Source organism: Neorhizobium sp. JUb45 (assembly GCF_004343585.1).
Lineage (GTDB): Bacteria > Pseudomonadota > Alphaproteobacteria > Rhizobiales > Rhizobiaceae > Neorhizobium.
The window spans coordinates 80054-102485 of sequence record NZ_SLYW01000011.1 but is presented as its reverse complement, the minus strand read 5'-3'; the positions used below and the strand labels follow the sequence as shown (position 1 = coordinate 102485).

The following is a 22432-nucleotide window of genomic DNA, read 5'->3' as shown; positions in this document are numbered from 1 at the left end:
TCGGCGCGATCCCGCAGCTTTAGACAGCATTCACACGTGCATGACGACGTCGGACGTTTCGCCGGCATTCCCAACGGGAGCAACGACCATGGCACTCAGTGATTTCACCCAGTATGCCCTCGAAGGCGTATCGATCAACAATCCGACGTCTGTCGAATTCGGTGCTGACGGCCGCCTCTATGTCACGCAGCAGGATGGCTTGATCAAGGCCCTTGAAATCGCGAAGAAAGTCGATGGCGGGTATGCGGTTGTGGACGAGGAGATCATCACGCTCGTCAAGACGATGCCGAACCACAATGACGATGGCACGATCGCTGCCGACATAAACGAGCGTGAAGTCACGGGCGTCGTCACCACCACCAATGCCTTGGGGCAGATGGTTCTCTACGTGTCCTCGTCCGACAGTCGCATTGCCGGCGGCAGCAGCGGTGACGATTCCGATCTCGATACCAATTCCAGCATCATCTCTCGCCTGACGTTGACAGACACGGGATGGGTCAAGGTCGATATCGTGCGCGGGCTGCCGCGCTCGGAGGAGAACCATGCGGCAAATGGCATGCAGCTGACGGAGATCAACGGCGTGCCGACACTGCTGGTTGCGGTGGGCGGGATCACCAATAGTGGTGCGCAGGGCAACAATTTCTCGCACACAAACGAATATTATTATTCCGGCGCAATCGTCTCGATCGACCTGGAAAAGATTGCCGATCTCGAAGCGCAAGGGTTGAAGACCTATGCGCCTCCCGGTTATGCGCCGCAGTCCTACGTCTTCGATCTCCCCACGCTCGATGATCCGACACGGCCGAACGACGTCAACGGCAAGGATATTTCCGGTAATGGCATTGCAGGAGGCGACCCTTTCGGCGGCAATGACGGGCTCAATCAGGCGATCTACGACACGTCCGGCACGGTGAAGATCTTCTCGCCCGGTTATCGTAATGCCTATGACATCGTCATCACCCAAGACGGCAAGCTATACACCTATGATAATGGCCCCAATGCCAGCTGGGGCGGCATGCCGGTCAATGCCAATGGCGAACTGATCGTCGATCTCAACAAGGACGGCATCCCGGACAACGGCCCTGCGGTGACGCTTCATGATGCGGCCAATCCCGGCAATATAGGCGTCAGCAAGCCCGACCAGCTGCATCTCATCGATACGAACATCGCCGATGGGCTGACCAATAGCTATATCGATGGCACACCTTACAACACGCAGCTCTATTTCGCTCAGGGGCTGGGTTATTACGGCGGCCATCCGAACGTCACGCGCGCTTATGGCACGCAGGCCGGGCTCTATCTCTATAACGAGGCCGGACAACCGTTGACGATCGTCAACGGCGCACTGGTCGTGTCTGCGACCGGGCCGGTGGATCTCGGGCCGATGATCGCCAACTGGGGAGACATCGTCGGCTCCGATGCCGAGGGCAACGAGTTCATCGATCCGCGACAGGCCATCTACCTGTCGCCGAAGCCCAATGACGGCAATCTGCCATTCGACGGCTCGCTCCATTCGATCGCCAGCTCGACCAACGGATTGACCGAATACACATGGAGCGGCGACGAGCTGCAACACGCACTGCTGACGGTTTCCTTCAACGGCAATCTGACAGCCCTCAATCTCGATGCCGAAGGCCGCGTCATCTCCACCGAAACGCGCGGTATAGGTGGCAATCCGTTGGATGTGACGACCCAGGGAAACAACGAGATCTTCGCGGGAACGATCTGGATTGCGACCCACGGATCGGACAAGATTTTCATTCTCGATCCGGAAGCCGGAACCGGCATCACGCCGGATCCGACCGATCGCGACCTCGATGATGTCGAGGATACGTTCGACCCGTTCGCCGCCGATCCGACCAATGGCATGGCCAATGTCATCAACGGCAACGAGACGCTGGTCTGGGAGTTTATCTCGGGTGCGCCGCTTCCCAACGATCGCCCCGACTTTTTCGATGGTGCATCCGGCCTCTATAATGGCTTTGATATCGGTTTTACCGGCATCATGACGGATGGCACCGGCCTGCCGGAATCTTTTTATGACAACGAGAACCTGATTGCAGGCGGAGCGCCCGGCGCCTTTCAGATCAAGCGCGTCGAAGCCGGAAATCCGTTCGACGATACGCAGCGCGGTGCCTACCAGTTCGGCGTAACGCCCGGTGCCGATACCGGCATCTTCACCGTGTCGACGCTGATGGACAGCTTCTTCGACGAGATTGCCGGCGTGCCGGCTGGCGCCAAACTGGTGCAGGGCATGTTTGCCGGTTCGGGCGATATGGACAATTTCGTCTATATCGCGGCGGTGAAGCTGCCGGACGGCACGACCGGCATCGAAGTTGCCTGGGAATTCGAACGGCCGTTTCAGCCTAATGGGCAAGGCACGGCGTTTTACCGCATCGATGCGCTCGCATCGGCGACATCCACCGATTCCATCAAGGTTTCCCTGGAATTCGATACGGCAACAGGCATCGTGACACCGCACTGGACCTATACCAGCGGTGGCCAGACCTTTACCGAAGCAGCGTTCGGCGGCACGATCGAAACCGTGCAGCTGGAAGGCACTGCACTCGCCGCCCTGACAGGTACGAACGAACTCGACCTGAAATCCGGCGGGACCGTTCCATCGGCGCTTGCCGTCGGTATTCTTGCCTCCAATTCGTCCGCCGAGGCTCTCCAGAATAACGTCGTCGCTGCCGTCAATGCCGGTGGAAACGACTACACTGCCATAGTTGGCGGTGAGAGCGTGACCTTCCTTTCGGATAAGCCGGGGGGTGCCGCCAACGGCTGGATCACCGGAACAGGTTACCGCAGCTTCGAGCCTGCACCCTTCAACATAGACGGCACCGAGCTTGATGTGCTGCACCAGTCCGAACGATCGCAGACCGGGACCTGGGGGTATGCGGTTCCCGTCAGCGAGGGCGGCCTGTTCGATATCGATCTCTACATGGCGGAGATTTTCTACGGGGCACCGGGTGGCGGTGCGGGCGGGCCTGATGCGCGTCTCTTCCGGATCAAGATCGAAGGCCAGTATGTCACCATTCCCGGATCTCCTGACGGCCTTCTGGACATATACGAGCTGAGCGGCGGTGCTGCCAAGGAACTGCTCCTGAGCTACGAGGTTCAGGAGCGGGCCAATGATGGAAACTCGACGCTGGATATCGAATTCGAGTCGGTAACCGGTCAGGCAAAGGTTTCCGGTTTCATCATCCGCGAGATCGAGGCGTCCGAGACATTTGCCGCCGACTGGGAAAACATCATCATCACCGGCGAGCAGAAGGATCTGAGCGGCGACACGACACCACCGGTGGTGACGATCGATGTGCAATCGGCGCCGGCTGGAGATGCGCAGTTCGTGGCGACGGTCGTGTTCACCGACACGATAGCGATGAACCTCGACAGCATCGGCGAAAACGATCTCATCATGTCCGGGCCAAGCTCCAACGAGTTGCTCGACTTCCAGAAGAGCATTTCTGCGGACGGCAAGACGGTAACTGCCGTCTACTCATTTGGTTCGACATCCGGCGGATGGGTACAAGGCAATTATTCCTTCACCGTCGCTGCAGGGGCTGCATCCGATGCCGCCGGCAATCCGGTCATCCTGACGGTCGCCAGCGCTCCATTCGGCACGCCGGACGAGGTCCTGGATCGCGGCGCTTTTGTTCTTGCCGTCAACTTCAATGGCGGGGCGATCACTGCCGAAGACGGTATCACCTATCAGGCCGACGACGACAACAACAACGACGGAACAGCATGGCTCGGCTCCTACAAATATGTCGATGGCCAGTTCGGCGATACGGTCAGCCCGATTACCAATGTCGAGGGGCCGATGGAGGCCGAGATCTACAAGACGGCGCGCTATGGCGGCAAGGCGACCGATTTTTCCTATACGATCAGCCAGCTGGAGGCGAACACCCAGTATGTGCTGACACTCAAATTCGCAGAAATCTGGTATCTGCACTCGACGCCCGGCAAACGCGTTTTCGACGTGCTGGTCAACAATGCGCTGGTGATAGACAATCTTGACCTGATGGCGCGCGCCGGCATGCACATCGCTTTCGACAAGGATGTGCTGGTCACGTCCGACGCCAATGGCGTCATCAAGATCACCATGCCGGTGACGGCCGATAATGCGCAGATAGCAGCAATTGCGCTTCACAAGGCCCCCGAACCCGCGGACCAGGGCCCAACGGCTGTGATGACGCATGATGTGCCCGACAGTGCCGATGAGGCACTTGTGGTCACTGTCGTCTATCGGGACGCAAACGGCATCGACGCGACGACTGTCGACGTGTCCGATATTGTGCTGACGGGAGCGACCGCGAGTTCCGTTACAGTCAGTTTCGATCCGCTGACATCAACGGCCATCTACACGTTCATGCCGCCGGCTGGTGGCTGGACAGATGGCGCTTACAGCGTGCAACTGGCGGCCGGAGCCGTGGCTGACGGGTCGGCCGCCGGCAATGAAAGCCTTGCCGGAACTCCCGTCAATTTCAACCTCGACTTTCCAAACAGTCCGCAGCCGGAACTGGACAAGGGGTCGCTGGTCATGGCCGTCAATTTCAACGGCGGAGCGGTCACCACCGAAGATGGCATTACCTATCAGGCCGACGAGGACAACAGTACGGATGGAACAGCCTGGATCGGCTCGCACAAGATCTCCGACGGTCAGTTCGGCGACACGCTGGCGCCGACCACGAACGCCGAGGGGCCACTTGATGCGTCACTTTACAATACGGCGCGCTACGGCGGAAAAAACACCGAATTCTCGTATGTGATCAGCAATCTTGCCGCCAACACCCAATACGTGCTGACGATGAAATTCGCCGAGATCTGGCATCTGAATTCGACACCCGGCAAACGCGTTTTCGATGTAATCGTCAACAATGTCGTGGTCCTTGACGACCTCGACCTCGTCACCGAAGCAGGTCTGCACGTCGCCTTCGACAAGGACGTGATCGTCACCTCCGACGCCAATGGTGTGATCAAGCTGACGATGCCGGCAAGCGTCGACAATGCCCAGATCGCTGCCATCGCCATCCACAATCTTCCCGGCATCGACAATCAGGGGCCGACGGCCGTTCTTTCCCACAATTTGCCCCAGAATGCCGATGCGCCGTTGGTTGTGACCGTTACCTACCACGATGATAGCGGCGTCAATTCGTCGAGCATCGATGCAAGCGATATCCTTCTGACCGGTGCAACGGCCAGCAGTGTCACCGTCAGCTACAATGCGGCGACCGCCGTGGCCGTGTATACGTTTCAGCCGCCGGCCGGTGGCTGGGGAGAGGGGGGATACAGCGTCCAGCTCGCGGCAGGGTCGGTGTCCGACACCTCTACGCCGGCCAATACCAATACCGCTGGTCTCACGCAGGCCTTCACACTCGACTTCCCCAATATTCCGCCACCGGGTGACCTCGACAAGGGAACGCTGGTACTGGCCGTCAATTTCAACGGCGGTGCTGTGACGACAGAGGACGGCATCACCTATCAGGCCGACGAGGATATCGGTACGGACGGCACCGCGTGGATTGGCTCGCACAAGATTTCGGACGGTCTTTTCGGAGACACGGTCGCACCGATCACCAACGCTGCCGGACCGCTTGATGCCTCGCTGTACACGACAGCGCGGTATGGCGGAAAAAGCACCGAGTTTTCGTATGCGATCAGCAACCTCGAGGCCAATACGCAGTATGTGCTCACCCTTAAATTCGTGGAGATCTGGTATCTGAACTCGACTGCGGGCAAGCGCGTATTCGACGTCCTCGCCAATGGCCAGATCATCCTCGACAATCTCGACCTGACCGCTCAGGCCGGTCTGCATTCCGCCTTCGACAGGGACGTTATCGTCACTTCGGATGCCAATGGCGTCATCAAGCTGACGATGCCGGCGAGTGTCGACAATGCTCAGATCGCCGCAATCGCGCTCCACAACATGCCTGCAATCGATGATCAGGGCCCTGTCGCCAGCCTCAGCTACACGGCGCCGGCATCCGAGGACGCCGCTCTTGTTGTTGCCGTGGTCTATCAGGACGCAAGCGGTATCAATGCCGCAAGCGTCGATGCATCCGATATCGTGGTGACCGGGCCTTCGAGTGCAGGCAGCCCCGCCGTCAGCTATGATACAGAAACATCCACTGCACTCTACACGTTCCAGCCGCCTGCCGGCGGATGGAGTGATGGTATCTACAGCGTGCAGCTCGCATCCGGGGCGGTATCGGACAATGCCACGCCGGCAAATGCCAGCGCCGCGGTTGCGCCCCAGAGTTTTGCCCTCGACTTCCCTGAAGGTCCCGGTATCGGGACGGGACCTTCCGAAGATTTCGATGGTGACGGCATTATCAACCAGAGCGATGGCGACATCGATGGCGATGGTGTGCTGAATGGCGATGACATGCTGGCCTATGACAGTGATGACGATGGCCACGGCGTCACGCTTGCCGCGGGTGCCAGCCTGTTGCTTGATTTCAACGTCGCCGGCACGCCTTACCAGAGCGGTTTCACGGGAGTGATGGCAAGCAGTAACCCCGCTTTCAAGGCGGAGGATACAGGCTCCGGCGTAGTGTCCGGCGGCAAATTACATGTCACCACCACCAATGGTGATACGGGCTCGGCCAATACGCCGCAGAACGGCTATCAGGTCGGCATCCGCAACGCGTCCTTCACCGTCGAGGCACAGTTCGACAATCCGTATTTCAACACCGGTGAAGTACCCAACAATTACGAACAGCTCGGTTTGCAAGTCAGCCTGCATAGCGATGCCTTCGTAAAATTCGTTTTCGGTTCGCCGGGTGCGAATATCGAATTTTCGCAAAATTCCGGTCTCGCACTGAAACCGGCCTTCGCAAACGGTCATGTTCTGGCGGATTTCGCGTCCGCCAAATTGCAACTCGCCGTCACCACGCAGGGCACGACATCAACCGCCACAGCGACGATTACGCTTCTCGATACGGCCGGCAACGTGATCCCCGGAGGTGGCCCGACAACGGTCGGTACCTTGACACTCGATCCGGCGCTGTCGGCAGCGTTACGCGATGGCGGCACGGCCGTGGGTGTCGGGGTCACTTCGACGCATTTCGGCGGAGATGCGTTCACGTGGTCGGCGGACGACTTCAAGATCATCGAAGGCGGATATCAGGCCCCGCCGCAGCCAGATGCGGCCAGCATCCTGTCGACGCAAACGGATATCGTCAAAACCGATGTCTATTCAGGCACGGCTAGTGGTGCTGCTGTTTTGAAGATCCTTGCGGGCGGCACCAATGTGCAGACGTCCAACTACGGCGGCAATTCGTTCATGCTGCAGAATGTTGGCGACAAAAAAATCGCCGGAGTGTTCCTCGACGTGCGCTCGGCACTCTACAGCGACAGCGTGTTCGACGCCGATGGTTCAGGCGGCGACCAGATCACCAAGGATTTCGCCTTTCAGACCAACCAGGCAACCGGAGCCATTCTTCCCAGCACCTACCAGCATTTCTTCTATGCGGCGCGTGATCCTGGACTGCCGGATCCTCTTTACAACAATGTCTATTCGGATTCGGCCAAGGGAGCGGGCGGCGGCTTCCGGGGGCTTCTTCTCAAGTTCTCCGGCAACCAGAACGGCTTCCAGATCGGCGAAAGCATGGGTTTCAGCGGCGATATGGATCCGAATTCCATTGCCGGCCTGCTGAAGAGCACCGTTGATGGAACCTCCGTCCCGGGCTGGGATGTCGGTGGGGTCTCCGGTGCCGAACTGATCGGCGCGCGCGTCACGATCATGTTCTCCGACGGAACGATGGCAACCGGCCAGTTGATGGGGGACGGCAGCCAGGCGGGCGCTCAGGCGCTGATCACCCAGCAACAGGGACCGTTGCCGATCGCTCACCTGAGCGTCAACGGTTACGAGGACGGTGAAAACGGAACCTACGGGGGAACGCTGCCTCAGGTCATCGTTTCCGGTCCTGTCGGAGAAACGGTCAGGGTGATCATGACACGTGGCTTCGATCCCGTGAATTCGTCCAAGCTTTTGGCGAACGGGTCGATCACCGTGGATGCTTTGGTGGCGCAGCGACTGGCGGCACATGATTTCGCAGCCAGCAATGCTGCCGATTTCCAGACGGTCGACATCGTCATCCCGGCTGGCGGGTCGATCGATATTTCCAGCCTTTTCAATTATGGCAGCGCGCCGAACGGCAATGCCGGCATACCTGATTATGACCAGTTGCAGCTTGGGTTCGTTGCTGCCGTCATCGATCCGGACAATGGCAGTCTGCCGATCGGCGCAGTCACGGATCCCATCTATCTCGTCAATAACGGCAGCCCGGTGGTTGCCGCCAACGTTGCGCCGACGGATATCAATCTTTCCGGTCTGCTGAGCGTCACGGAAAATAGCGCCGGCGCGGTGATCGGCACGCTTACTGCCGTGGATGCCAATATCGCGGACAACCACATCTTCACCACCGACGATTCCCGCTTCGAGATTATCGGTAATCAGCTGAAGCTCAGATCCAATATCGCACTCGATCATGAGCTGGCCGCAGCCACAAACGTGGCTGTGACGGCGACGGATAGCGGTGGCTTGTCGATGGTCAGGACCTTTGGTCTGGTGGTGACCAACGATCCGTCCGACGATCCGACAGGCTCGACCTTCATCGCATCCGTCAACGGCGCCAGCGGCGATCTGGAGCAGGGGTCGTTTGCGTCGAGCGTCGATCTGGAAACCAACCGTATCATCGGTATCCAGTTCACCGTTCCTGCCGGCATCGATCTGTCATCGGGCGCATTCATCGAAAGCGCCATCATCAGCTGGATCTCCGACAGGTCTCATACGACGACAAACACGGCGTTGACCTTCTCGGTAGAAAGCCAGTTGAACGGTGCGCCCATCACCACCGGCGTGACCAACCGGAGCTATCTGCCGGAGCGCGATATCTGGCAGGCGGGTGGAAGCTGGACCGACGGGCAGAAGATTACCGTGGGGATCGATCTTGCCGACCAGCTGAACGATCTCATTGTTACCGACGGGCTGGTGGCGGGCGACGTCATCACGGTCAAGGTCGAGGGCACCGGCGGCACGCGTTACATCGAGGCTGCAGGTGGAAACCGCAGCGGACCGGAATTGGCGATCACCTATGTCGATGCGGCGAACCGCGCCTTTTTCGCGCGTGATTATGCGCCCTCAACGTTCGACGACAACGTGGAGGACTATCTCCATATCACCCAGTCAAATCCGGTGGATCAGGAGGTGCCGGATATCCTGTGGGCAGGACATGAAACGTTACCAAGCGATATTACCGATATGGCAGACACGCATCTGGCACACCATTTCGATCTTTGAGGCTCAGGAGTGCTGTCAGGCGCTAAACGAACTGCATCGATGATCTGAACATCAATACGTCGATCGGCTTGACCGACAGATTTTGATGTCGCCCGGTTTAAGGATCGGTGCAGTTGAACGGCTGACACCCGATAACGGCACGCAGCGCTTCATACACGTTCAGCTCAGCCACAAGGGAAAAGGCGAAATTATTCTTGCCGATGGTGTGAATTGAAAATGACAATATATCGCCTTTGGTGGTGCGAAATCATTGGCGAACAGCCGTGATGCACTTCTCTCGGGATCCGCGGCGATCGGCTCGAGCCTATCTTCGGGTATGCACTTCGCCAATCGCCACTGGCCCGATGAAAACCAGCGCCGCCAAAACCGTTTCCATCTAGCAATGAACCGATCTGGCAGAGTGGCTGCGGTACGATGGGCTTTCAAATGGGCGCCATCGATCATCGACTGCTCGGGCTTGCCGCGTTTGGCTGTCAGTTCGGCCAAAATCCGGTTAAAGCGGCATGCGTTCGATGTCGGTGAAGCAAGCAAGGTAAGCCGCCGCGAGCTATTTAGACGACGTCGCAGCCAATTGGCCCCCATCCTGGATTTTTATAGGCTTCCTCGGCTGATTTCGTGGATCAGCGCATCATGCCGTGTGGAGGACGGGCAACCAGCTCGTTTCTTATGAAAAAATAATACACAGTCACATGTTGACTTTCTCCATTTGGTTGCATTATCTTACATTAAATCAATTTAGAGTATATGTTGAAGGCGGTAATGTAGCAGGTTGGGAGACCTGTATAAGTTCCTGACGGCGAGATGTAGCAAAGTAGATCAAGACACCCGTGGGGGGCTTTTCCAGAAGAGACGGGGCACGGCCGTCTCGGCCGATTCCATCGTTGAGTTCAGTTTGTCGGTCGTTCGCACGAGTAAAATTCTCCGCACAGAACAACCAATAGTTGGTGCCTGAGTCGAATTTTGAGCCGTTTGCAACAGTCTTGCTGCTGCTGGGTCACGTTCGTCGACGTCGGCATGGAAGCCACCGTGAACAGTATCCGCCTATAGGGGCCGACGTTGCGTGCGGCCCAAAGGAAAACCGCGTTTTCTCCTCTCTCGATCAGCAAGAAGCAACAGAATTTGGAGTCTGCAATGACAGAGACGCACGCCAAGGGCATTGGTCAGGCGATGGGATCGACTGCGCCTCCGATTACGCCGAAACCCGCATTTGCCCAGACAGATCTGGTTGCATTGTCACGCTATTTTCTGTTGCGGATGTTGCGGAACGTCACCAGTGACGGTTATGTGATCGAGGACCCTGTCAGCCCTGATGTGTTTTCAAAAGCGGGCTGTGTCATTGCCGCGCCTTCCTATCCGGCCAATACGCCGGGGGTTGATCAGGACTACGTGTTCAACTGGGTGCGCGACGGAGCTATCACGGCTATCGAGATCGCCTTCGCAAATCTCCCTCCCGTCAGCGGAGGTGGGGTACCTACTCTCCTGGACTATGTCAGTTTCGCTTCTATCTGTCAGAACAACGCCAAAAGCTCGGCGAGTGTCACGCTCGGTCATGCCTGTTTCACTGTGTCCGGCGAGGTCCGCCCGTGGTCTGAACAGAATGATGGCCCCGCCATACAATCGATCGCCTTGCTGATCGCCTACGATCAACTAGACAGCGCCACCCAGCCGCTGGCAAAGCGACTGATCGAAACCAATCTTTCCTACCTTTTGCAGGTCTACCAGAACATGACCGCCAACCTGTGGGAGGAATATGTTGGATATTCCTTCTTCGCCAGAGCCGTACAACTGCGCTTTTTTCGCGAAATTTCCAGCAATTCGATCGGTGTTTCTGTTCCCGCAGGCGTTGCAGATGCCATTTCCTGGCTGGAAGCTCAGCTTGCCACGCATTGGAACGGCCAGCTCTATGTGAGCATTCTCGACGCCGCGGCGCAGCCTGGATATGACGCCAATATCGATATCATATGCTCGGTCTGTTATGGCGGTATCGATCCGACCGATACGAAAATACTGGCGACCGCCGCCATTCTCAAAAGCCAGTGGGCCGATCCGTCGATTTCGACCTTCTATCCGATCAACGGTGCCGATGCCGGCAAGGGACTTGGCCCGCTGTTCGGACGTTACCCCGGTGACCATTATGACGGTGACGTGGCTTTTCCCGTGACCGGCGGCCATCCATGGGCGCTATGCACGGCCAATTTTGCCGAGTTTCAGTACCGTCTTGCCAATGCCATCGAGGCGCGGGGTGCCATCCCGCTGGATGATCTTTCAAAGCCGTTTTTCGCAGGGCTGTCGATCGATGGCTCCACTTCGCCTGCCGATGCTGCTTCCGCACTCCGCAGTTCCTCCGACGCGATGCTGCGTGCCATCGTCTATCACAGTGACCACTACGAGTTGAGCGAGCAGTTCGACGGCACGTCCGGTTACGAGAAGAGCGTGCGCAATCTGACCTGGAGTTATGCGGCATTCCTGTCGGCCGTGCGTGCCCGCTCCGGTATTGCCCAGGCCGCCAAGCCGGCTGATCCGGGCAAAGCCAAAGCAAAGTCCTCTCGCAGTCTGGCATCTGCCGCCACATAGGCGGTCGGGCCTGGCTGCCGCGTCTATGTTTCCTTCGTGACCAACAAACCAACGGCCGGCTCCCGGATTGAGTAACAGTGGCGTTTCCAAAGCAAGGAAGCCGGCCGGGCATGGTCGTGTTTCAACGTGGCTCCGTATGGCCTGCCGCTGCAGTCATCCGGGAATGATGGAGGATTTTGGAGTGCTGTTCCCACCTGAATCGGCCGTGAGGGCCGATCCGACGACCGTCGATGGTTCCGACGATTATGATATCGTCATCGTCGGAACCGGCATATCCGGAGCGATCATTTGCAGGCAGGCCGCAGAAGCCGGCAAGCGCGTCCTTCTTCTGGAAGCCGGAACCGGTGCAAACCGCACGCTGGCGGGATACGACGATCTGCTGACGAATTTTTATTCCGCTGCAACGAAAGACAATCAATCGCCATTTCCGGTGAATGCAAATGCGGCCATGCCCCGCAGTCCGCAATTACGCAAGCTGCACGCGGGTGACACCGACAGTTCATCGTATATGGTGCAATCCGGCCCCTATGTCAGCGACACGACCTATACCCGTATCTTTGGCGGCACCACCATGCATTGGGAAGCAAAGACGCCACGCATGCTGGCATCAGACTTCCGGTCGCGCAGCCTGTTCGGCCAGGGGCTCGACTGGCCGCTGAGCTTCGAGGAGGTGGAAAAGGATTATCGCTTCGCCGAGCGGGAAATTGGTGTGTCGGCGGATGTAGAGGACCAGACTTATCTGGGCCAGACGTTTCCCGACGGATATGTCTTTCCCATGCGCGGATTGCCGCTGTCTTACCTGGACCAGCAGGTCAATGAGGGTATCGAGGGTTCCAGCGTCGAGCTTTACGGGAAAAACTATCCGTTGAAGGTCAGGCCCTATCCGCAAGGGCGCAACGGCATACCCAATCCGGCCTATGATGGTGGCAGGGGCTACCGTCCGGTCGGTGCCGTCGATACGCATCAGGTCGAGGAGGGCGGGCGCTGTCAGGGCAATACCAATTGCGTGCCGCTCTGTCCCGTGCAGGCGCGGTATCATTCCGGCAAGACGCTGGCCAAGGCATTCTCGACCAATACCGGCAAAAGTGGGCCGTCACGGGTCACATTGCTGTCGCAGGCCGTCGCCTCCCGGGTTGTGATCGATCCGGACAGCGGCAAGGTCGAAGCGCTGGAGGTGAAGGTTTACAAGGATCCTTCTTCCGGGGCACACGAGACGATCACCGTCAGGAGCAAAGTGTTCGTTCTGTCTGGCGGTGCCATCGAGACGGCGCGTCTGATGCTGGCTTCCGGCCTGCCCAGCACCAGCGGTCTGGTCGGGCGCAATCTCATGGATCATGCCTATCTCCTGAACTGGGCGCTGATGCCGCAGATCTGCGGCACGATGCGCGGCACCAGTTCGACAGGTGGCATCGTCGATCTGCGCGATGGCCCGTTCCGGGAAAAACAGGCCGCTTTTGCCATCGATATTCACAACGATGGATGGGGCTGGGCAACGGGTGCCCCGACCTCCGACCTGATGGAACTGGTGGACGACCGCAACCTTTATGGCGCGGATCTTCGGCGCGGCGTGATCGATCGCGTGTCGCGGCAGCTGTTGCTGGCAGTCATGCTGGAGGTCATGCCGGTCGAAAGCAACCGCATCACGGTGGATCCGCAATATACGGATCAACTGGGCAACATGCGGCCGATCCTCTCCTTCACCGTTCCGGAATACACCATGCGGGGTGCTGCCTATGCCCGCCATTTTTCCCGCACGGTGTTTGCGCGCCTCGGTGCCGAGGATCACACGGAATACGACCTCAGCGATTACGGTTATGTGGCCTATGAGGGAGAGGGCTATGCCATACGTGGCGGCAATCATCTGGCCGGCACCCACATTATGGGGACGAACAAAAACAACTCGGTGGTCAACAAGAACCAGCGTAGCTGGGACCATGAAAACCTCTATCTCGTGGGCGGCGGAAGCATGCCGACGATCGGCACGGCCAATGTCACGTTGACGCTGGCGGCAATGTGCTTTCGCACCGGCCGAGACATCCTCAAACGCCTGCACTGAAGCACGGGCGGCTGCTGCCGCACGGCGGCATGCGCCTGAATGAAAGCCACCTGACCGCCACGAGAACCATTTCACGGAGCTTGAGCATGGATAACAACAGGATCAAAACGCTTCCCGAACTGAAGGAGTTTCTCTACCGGGCAATGCAGCTCGAACATGCCACCATTCCTCCCTATCTGACGGCGCTCTATTCGATCCGGCCCGGCATCAATCAGGACGCGGCACAGATCCTGCGTGTGATCGTCGTGGAAGAGATGCTGCATCTCACCATTGCAGCCAATATCCTCAATGCCATCGGCGGCAAGCCGGATCTCACCCGAGCCGGCTTCGTGGCCAATTATCCGGCCTATCTGCCGGACGGGGAAACCGACTTCGAAGTCGGCATCCAGGCTTTCGGCCGGCAGGCGCTGGAGACGTTTCTGAAAATCGAACGGCCCGCCGAGCGGCCTGATAATCTGCAGGCGGGCAATGCACTGATCCGCCGCAAGGCTGTGCCGAATGGAACGATGCTGGGGGCCCACCCGAGCAATGAGAACCTGCATTTTTACAGCATCGGCGAGTTCTATTCCTATATCGCCGAGGGCATCAAGGATCTGGAAGAACAGGCGAGGCAGTCTGGAAAGACGATCTTCACCGGTGACCGATCAAGGCAGATCACCTCGGAATATTATTATTCCGGTGGCGGTGAACTGTTTCCGGTTTACGACCTCGAGACCGCCCTCGACGCCATCGAACTGGTTACCGAACAGGGGGAGGGCGAGGGCGACACGATCTATGACGATGACGACCACGAACTGGCGCATTTCTTCCGGTTTCAGGAATTGTTCAAGGGCCGCTATTACCAGAAAGGCGACAAGCCGGGGCATCCGACCGGGCCCGAGCTGACGGTCGACTGGGATGGCGCCTATCCGATCGCGACAAATCTCAAGGTTGCGCAGATCGAGGCGGGGTCGCAGTTGCGCGATGCAGCGATCGCGTTCAATCGCCGTTATGGCGAATTCCTCGGCCTTCTGACGCGCGCCTATAACGGCAAGCCGAACCTGTTGCTGGAAGCCGTGCCGATGATGTTCGAGTTCCGCAACATGATCGTCGAGCTCATCCGCAATCCTTTGCCGGGGCGACCCGGTGTCAACGGCAGTCCGACCTATGAGATCGGCGGCGACAGTGCTCCCTCGCCGGTCGGCCAGAAGGTGGAGGTCGGCGCATGAGCAGCCGTCTTGAAACCTTTCTCGACCTCTCTACCGAACTGACGGCCTTCTCTCATTTCGATCTTTTGGGAACGGGACTGGCGGAACGTTATCTCGACACGCTCGACACGGTTGTCGGCAAGGAAACGACCGATGCCTTGCTGGCGGCTTTCCGCGGACTGCCGTCATCGAATGACGGTGGCCGCGCCAAGGCACTGCGCCTGACAGTGCTGGGAAATGAACTTCTTGGGGACGTTGCCCGCGCACTGATCAAGCTTTGGTATTCAGGCCGCTGGTTCGAACTGCCATCCAGCTGGACCCAGCGATTTGGACCAAGGCCCGCCAACCGGGATTTTGTCATTTCTCCCGACTCCTATGTCGAGGGACTGTTGTGGAAGGCGATCGGTGCCCATCCGGCCGGTGCCAAAGCGCCCGGTTATGGCTCCTGGGCCGCGCCGCCCGTCATTCCGTCATTTCTCGGTTCCGCGTTCGAAGTCTGATGCCCTTCCCGTTTGCCGCCAAAAAACTGGAGAATTGTCATGGAAAAGAACCTGCATCGCCTGACGCCCGACAAGGTCTGGCTCGGTGTCATCCCCACACTCTGGTGGAATGACGATTTCATCAATATCGATATCGGCATCCCCTATGAGCAGGCCCTGAGCGAAATGGCGCTTGCCGGTTATGTCGGCTGCGGGGTGGGTCACAAATATCCGACCGACCCGAAGATTTTGCGGCCGGCGCTGGAATTGCGGGGCTTGCGGATTTCCGAGCCCTGGGTCAGCACCTATTTCACCATCAAGGCGATGAAGCAGCATACGCTCGACAATGTCGATGCCCAGCTGGATTTTCTGGAGGCGATGGAAGGCGGAAGCAACGATCCGCGGCGGGCCGATCTGGTGGTCGCGGAATTTGGCGGTGCCGCCAATCCCCAGCCCATCGCGCTGTTTCCAAATTGCCCGGACTTTTCAGATGATCAATGGAAACGTCTGATCGAAGGTCTGCATGAGGCGGGCGCGAAGGCCAAGGCGCGGAAGCGGCGGCTCTGCTATCACCCGCATCTGGGCACCGGCGTGATGAAGACGGAAGCGATCCACCGGCTGATGGATGAGACGGATCCGGCGCTGGTCAACATGCTTCTGGATACCGCGCATCAGGCTGCGGCCGGAGCCGATCCGCTGGCGCTGGCAAAACGTTATGGCAAACGTATCAAACATGTTCACCTGAAGGACATCCGCGCTGACGTGGTCGCGGCCATCCATGCCAAGGGGCTGTCATTCCAGCAGGGCATCGAAGCCGGCATTTTCACGGTGCCCGGAGACGGTTCCATCCAGACCTTTCCGCAAATCCTCGATGCCCTGGCCGCCGCAGATTTCGCCGGTTGGATCTGCGTCGAAGCGGAGCAGGATCCAGCCAAGGCCAATCCGTTGCAATACGCAAAGATGGGCCGGGCCTATCTGCACAAATTGCTCGGTTGGTAGCGCATCCAGGACATTGAGGCCGATCCACAATGGTTCCCCGGATCGGTCATGTTTCAAAGCATTCCCACAGCTGGAGCGATGACGATGACGGCGCCATACACCCGAGAGATCTATTTCAGCTTCTTCATGTTCACGGCAGACCTGAAGCCGGACGATACGGCCTATACCCAGATCCTGATCGGGCATCTGCGGGCCCTGAGCGACATGGGCTATACCGGCTTCGATCTGCATATCGCCAGCGGGCCGGCCGGGCTGGACCATGCCGTCGAACTTGCCAGCTATCGCCGCCTGAAGGCTGCTTTCGACAAGGCCGGTTTCAAGGACAAGAAGTTCACGACCAATGTCGGAACGACCCGCACCTTCGATCCGACCTCACCCTATGAACAGCAACGTCGGCAAGCGCTGGATTATCTGAAATCGCGTGTCGATATCACCTGGGCATTGGGTGGAGACGGATCAATCATGTCCGGCCCGTTCCTCTATCCATACGGTGTCTTTCCGACGACCGATTCCGGAGACGGCATCTGGAGCGACGCACTTCAGGACTGGCTGAAGCCACGTTATGCGGCGGCGGCTCCGATCTTTCGCGAACTGGCCGATTATGCGCATCGGAAAAAGGTGACGCTCGCGATCGAGCCGGTGAAGAACTGGGAAACGCCCGGCACGACCATGGTTTCGGATGCTCTGGATTTTCTGGATGCCCACAATATACCGGCCTGCGGCGTGACGATCGATACCGCTCAGGTGGTGATGGAAAGCCAGGGGCCTGCGGTCTTCAGGAGCAATGTGGCGCGGGCGATCGCCAGGAACCAGCTCAATTACATCCATATTTCGGCCCCGGACCGTGGCGCTATACAGGATTGCTGGATCCCCTGGGACATCATGCTCGGCGAGATCGAGCCGGCCTATGCCGGACCTTATCTGGTCGAAGTCTTCAACGCGATCCCGCCTTTCGAAAGTTCGATGAGGATGACACGCAGGCGGTTCTGGCGGCCGGGCGAAGATGCGCCGGAGAAAGGCCGCGACAGCGCCTATGACGTTGCGCTCATCGGCCTGAAGACATTGCAGGACAAGCTCACCGCGCACGGTTCCTCGGTCAAGCCGTGATAGGTGAACGGCTTGCGCCAAAGCTCGGATTTTCGAAAGAGGGAGATACGTTCATGGTAACGCAATTGCCTGATCCGATCATCATCGCCCGACGCGTGGGCGGGGTGCGGCTTCACACCTTCATTTCCGCATATACGCAAGACAACATCGCCAATGCGACGCACATCATCGAAAGCGAGAACAAGCTGGTTCTCATCGACGGGCAGTTTCTCGTTCCGTACGCATTGAAATTCAGGGCTTATGCCGACAGTCTCGGCAAGCCTATCGACCGGATCTACCTGTCCCACCGTCATCCGGATCACTGGTTTGGTCTGGCTGCAGCATTCTGCGACATTCCGATGTATGCGCTCGCCGAAACGATCGAATTTCTCAAGCAGGATGGGGCAACGTCGCTTGCGGACCACTGGAAAATGGGCAATCTCGCACCTGACAGCGTGCCGATGCCGCAAGAGGTCGTATCTGCCGGAGAGGAGACGATCGACGGGGTCAGATATGTCTTCGACCAGGTGGTGGATACGGAGATCGATTTTCTGCTCACCATCGCGCTTCCCGATCTCGGTGTGATCATCCTGCAGGATCTGATTTACAGCGGCACCCATCTCTATCTCACCCAGACCATGGAACACTGGATCAAGGTTCTGCAGAAAATCCTGCTGGGCGATTTCGATCTGTTCCTTGCAGGGCACGGAGTGCCGGCCGACAGAAACGAAGTGGCGCGGAATATAGAGTATCTGACCGTCGCCATGGATGCGGTCGGCACGGGACTCGTGAACGACGATTTCAAGCACTTCATGATCGCACATTATCCCGAGCGAAAATGCCCGGCGATTTTCAACATTTACATGCCGCGCCTTTTCGGCAACGCGCGCCAGTTCTGACGCATGCCGCGGCCAGCGGTTTTGCGGTGATGACATGCAACATACAGAAGATTACGGGCGTGGCGGGTGTCCATGAGGGAGCGCTGCCCGCTGATGTCTTTCATCTTTTCAAGAAGAGGAGCAGGCGGGCATGACCGATACATATACAGTGGGAAATTATCTGGTCGACAGACTTCATCAGCTCGGTCTGCAGCATCTGTTTTCCATCGCCGGCGACTATTCGATCGAATGGGTGGATAACTATGTCGAGCAAGGCGGCATCCAGGTCATCCAGGAGGTCAACGAGCTTAACGGCGGTTATGCCGCCGATGGTTATGCCCGCCTCAAGGGCATTGGTGCCTTGTGCGTCACCTATTCCGCGGGTTCGTTGTCTGCGACCAATGCAATCGCGGGCGCCTTTGTCGAGAAAGTACCTGTCGTTCTGATTGCCGGCGCGCCGAGCATCAAGAAGGCCCTTACCTTCGAGCAAACCGGCTACAGCGCCCATCACTTCATCACCAACCACCTGACAGATCTGCAGGTTTTCGAGTATATCACCGCCGCTGCGGTGAGGATCGATAGTCCGCAGATCGCCCCCATGCAGATCGATTACGCGCTGACCCAATGCATAACCCAGCGGCGTCCCGTCTATATCGAACTGCTCGAGGATATGGTGGACCTGGCCTGCCCGCAGCCTCTCGGCACTTTGACGGCGGCCCCCGTTATTTCCGACCCGGACAGCCTGTCCCAGACCATCGCGCAGATCGGCGAAAGCCTGCGGCAGGCGTCCAATCCGCTGCTGTGGATCGGGATAGAGATCGATCGCTTCGGGCTTCAGGCAGAAGTCGAGAAACTGATGCAGAAGTTGCATATCCCCTATGTCACCGAGTTTATGAGCAAGGCTGTCCTGTCGGAAAACGATGCCCAGTTTGCCGGCGTGTTCGACGGGCGATCTTCATCGCCTGCCGTGCAGGAGTTGATGAAAAAATCCGATTTCGCGCTGGGCCTCGGTGTCTGGCTGACCGACATAAACGACCTCGGCTGGCCGATCGATTTCGCCAAGACCGCTTTTGCATCCTTCGACACGTTCAAATTTGGTGCCGTTTTTAATGCGCAGGTTTCACTGGCGGATCTGATCGACGGTCTGCTTCAGGCGCCGATACAATGCAGAAGCGACCCGTTGCCGGAATATGTGTTTCCCGAGCCGGTGCCCGGCAGCCTGACGGACGAAATCTCGTATCAGGGTTTCTACGATTTTATCCGGTATTACATCGATTCGAACATGATCATCGGAAGCGATGCCAGCCTGAATTATTTCGGAAGCATGCTGCTCAAGATCGGCACGCCCGGCGGCTTCATCGTCCAGTCCTCCTATTCGACGATCGGTTACATGGCGGCGGCTGCTACCGGCGCCAGTCTTGCGAAAGACGCGTCCCAGCGCGTGGTCGTGTTTTCCGGCGATGGCGGTTTCCAGATGACTGCGCAATGCCTGTCGACACAAACCCGTTTCGGCCTCAACCCGATCATCTTCGTCATCGACAACGGGGTTTATGGCGTCGAGCAGTGGCTCGCCGATGCATCGGTCTTCGCGACGAAGAAGCCGTTCCACAAATCCTGCATCCTCCATCGCTGGAATTACAGCAAGCTTGCCGATGTCTTCGGTTGCAAGGGATGGGAGGCGCGCACCTACGGCGACCTCAAGGATGCGGTCATCGGAGCGCTGGCCAATCTCGATAGCCCTTCAATCATACAGGTAGTGGTGCCAAGCTGGTCAATTCCCGATAATGCAAGGTGGAAGGAGAATTAGTCGTAACGCCTTCCCGTTTTCCGGTTTTTCGCAGCCGTCGGGTGTCAAACCGGCCGTTCTGGATTTGCAACAGATGTATGGGCGCTGTAGATCAGTAACATGATCCTCATGGCGGCGAATCTTCGCCCGCCGACCTGAATTTCTGATGACTGCACGCGCTGAACAGCGCCGTTGACGTCCGCCGAAATGAGAGCCTGATGCAAAGCCTTTATGCCCACCCCAAAGACGCACTCGAAAAAGTATGGGGCTACAAGACCTTTCGCGGACAGCAGGAGGCGGTTATCGACACTGTCCTGCGCGGCGGCGATGCGCTTGTCCTGTTTCCGACGGGCAAGGGAAAATCCCTGTGCTTCCAGATCCCGGCGCTTTGCCTCGATGGATTGACCATCGTCGTGTCGCCTCTTGTGGCGCTGATGCATGATCAGGTGGAGGATCTGAAAGCGCTCGGTGTTGCGGCCGGTTGCCTCTCTTCGGGGCAGACGGACGAACAGAACAGCGAGGTGCGGCAACAGCTGCATGCCGGCAGCTTGAAGCTGCTTTATGTAACGCCCGAGCGTATCGTCCTGCCGTCATTCCAGACCATGCTTGGCCGGGTGAAGGTTTCGCTGATATGCGTCGACGAATGTCACTGCGTCAGCACCTGGGGCAATAATTTCCGCAAGGACTATCTCGGGCTTGGCAGCCTGAAAGCACTTTTCCCCGGTGTGCCGAGGATTGCCCTGACGGCGACCGCCGATCCGCATACGCGCGAGGATATCATCAGGCTGCTCGATCTCGGCGATGCGCAGGTGTTTGTCGATAGTTTTGATCGCCCCAATATCTATTACGAAATCGTGGAGCGCTCGAACGGGCGCGCGCAGTTGCTGGAGTTTCTGAACAAATTCAAGGGCGAGAGCGGTATCGTCTACTGCCTTTCACGCAACAAGGTGGAGGAGACCTGCAACTGGCTGAATGACCAAGGGTTCCGGGCCCGCTATTATCACGCTCGCATGGATCCCGCCCTCAAGACAGAGGTGCAGGAAGCATTCCGCATGGAGGAAGGGCTTTGCCTCGTGGCCACGGTGGCGTTCGGCATGGGTATCAACAAGCCCAATGTCCGTTATGTCGCGCATCTCGATCTGCCGTCTTCCGTCGAAGGTTATTACCAGGAAACAGGCCGCGCGGGTCGTGATGGCCTGCCGTCCTCGACCTTCATGACCTACAGCATGCAGGATATCGTCCAGCGGCACCGGATGATCGAGGAGAATGCCGAATCCTCCGATGAGACCAAGCGCATCGAACGGTCCAAACTGAATGCATTGCTGGCCATATGCGAAACCGCGGGATGCCGGCGCACAGCCATCCTGTCCCACTTCGGTGAACGTTATGGGCAGGCCTGCGGCAATTGCGATACGTGTCGGCAACCGGTCGAACAGTGGGACGGCACGGATGCGGCGATCAAGGCGCTCGCCGCCGTCTACAGGACCGGCGAACGGTTCGGCACCGGACATCTCATCGATGTTCTGATCGGAAAGGTTACCGAAAAGACGCAGAAATTCGGCCATACCGAATTCCCGGTTTTTGGGGTCGGTCGTGACCATTCGGTGCAGACATGGCAATCGGTTTTCCGGCAATTGCTGGCATTCGATCACATCGGTATCGACCACGGCAATTTTGGCGCGGTGATATTGCGCGAAAGCGCTGCCGACGTTTTCAAGAAGCGGTGTCAGGTGATCTTCCGCAGGGACAAGACGCGCGCCGATCGCAAGGCCGCAAGAGGATCGAGCGCGGGTGCAAATAGCAGAGCCGGTCTTTCGGAGGTTGAGGCCGTTTTGTTCGAACGCCTGCGGCAGCTTCGTCTGGAGATCGCGAAAGACGCCGGCATCGCGCCCTACATGGTTTTCCCGGACACGACGCTGGTGGCCTTTGCACGAGAGCGCCCGACGAACGAGCGCGAAATGCTCGGTATCGCGGGCGTGGGAGAAACAAAGTTCAAGCGTTACGGCGACGATTTTCTGGCCGCCATTTCTGAATAGCTGCGGGTTTCAGCACTTCTCCGTTTGGAGCAGCTTTAGAA

At 58.2% G+C, this 22432-nt stretch carries 10 protein-coding genes; all 10 read left to right on the top strand.

From position 1 onward, the window contains the following. The first annotated feature begins 88 nt into the window (after positions 1–88). Positions 89–9310 carry a malectin domain-containing carbohydrate-binding protein gene (locus EDF70_RS26285; RefSeq protein WP_165932141.1) on the top strand — a complete coding sequence of 3074 codons (9222 nt, stop codon included), beginning with the start codon at positions 89–91 and terminating at the stop codon, positions 9308–9310. Positions 9311–10441: 1131 nt separating this feature from the next. Then, positions 10442–11884 (top strand): glycoside hydrolase family 15 protein, encoded by a 1443-nt coding sequence (locus EDF70_RS26280; RefSeq protein ID WP_132280031.1) that lies wholly within the window; start codon positions 10442–10444, stop codon positions 11882–11884. A 181-nt stretch (positions 11885–12065) separates the two neighbouring features. Then, positions 12066–13940 (top strand): GMC family oxidoreductase, encoded by a 1875-nt coding sequence (locus tag EDF70_RS26275; RefSeq protein WP_132280028.1) that lies wholly within the window; start codon positions 12066–12068, stop codon positions 13938–13940. An 86-nt stretch (positions 13941–14026) separates the two neighbouring features. Then, positions 14027–15148: a ferritin-like protein gene (locus EDF70_RS26270; RefSeq protein WP_132280025.1), complete on the top strand. Its 1122-nt coding sequence runs from the start codon at positions 14027–14029 to the stop codon at positions 15146–15148. Continuing rightward, positions 15145–15627, top strand: a complete 483-nt coding sequence (locus tag EDF70_RS26265) for a hypothetical protein (RefSeq protein ID WP_132280022.1) — start codon at positions 15145–15147, stop codon at positions 15625–15627. Before EDF70_RS26270 ends, EDF70_RS26265 begins: the two co-directional genes overlap by 4 nt. 39 nt (positions 15628–15666) lie before the next feature. Then, on the top strand, positions 15667–16605 hold the full coding sequence (gene iolE / locus EDF70_RS26260; RefSeq protein WP_132280019.1) for a myo-inosose-2 dehydratase: 939 nt from the start codon (positions 15667–15669) through the stop codon (positions 16603–16605). Positions 16606–16689: 84 nt separating this feature from the next. Next, a complete protein-coding gene (locus EDF70_RS26255) occupies positions 16690–17712 on the top strand; it encodes a sugar phosphate isomerase/epimerase family protein (RefSeq protein ID WP_132280016.1) in 1023 nt (340 codons plus the stop codon). 53 nt (positions 17713–17765) lie between these two features. After that, on the top strand, positions 17766–18590 hold the full coding sequence (locus tag EDF70_RS26250; RefSeq protein WP_132280013.1) for an MBL fold metallo-hydrolase: 825 nt from the start codon (positions 17766–17768) through the stop codon (positions 18588–18590). 130 nt (positions 18591–18720) lie between these two features. After that, complete coding sequence (locus tag EDF70_RS26245) at positions 18721–20376, top strand: thiamine pyrophosphate-dependent enzyme (protein ID WP_132280010.1); 1656 nt, start codon at positions 18721–18723, stop codon at positions 20374–20376. Between the two features lie 197 nt (positions 20377–20573). Further along, positions 20574–22391 carry a DNA helicase RecQ gene (recQ, locus tag EDF70_RS26240; RefSeq protein WP_132280007.1) on the top strand — a complete coding sequence of 606 codons (1818 nt, stop codon included), beginning with the start codon at positions 20574–20576 and terminating at the stop codon, positions 22389–22391. The last annotated feature ends 41 nt before the right edge of the window (positions 22392–22432 follow it).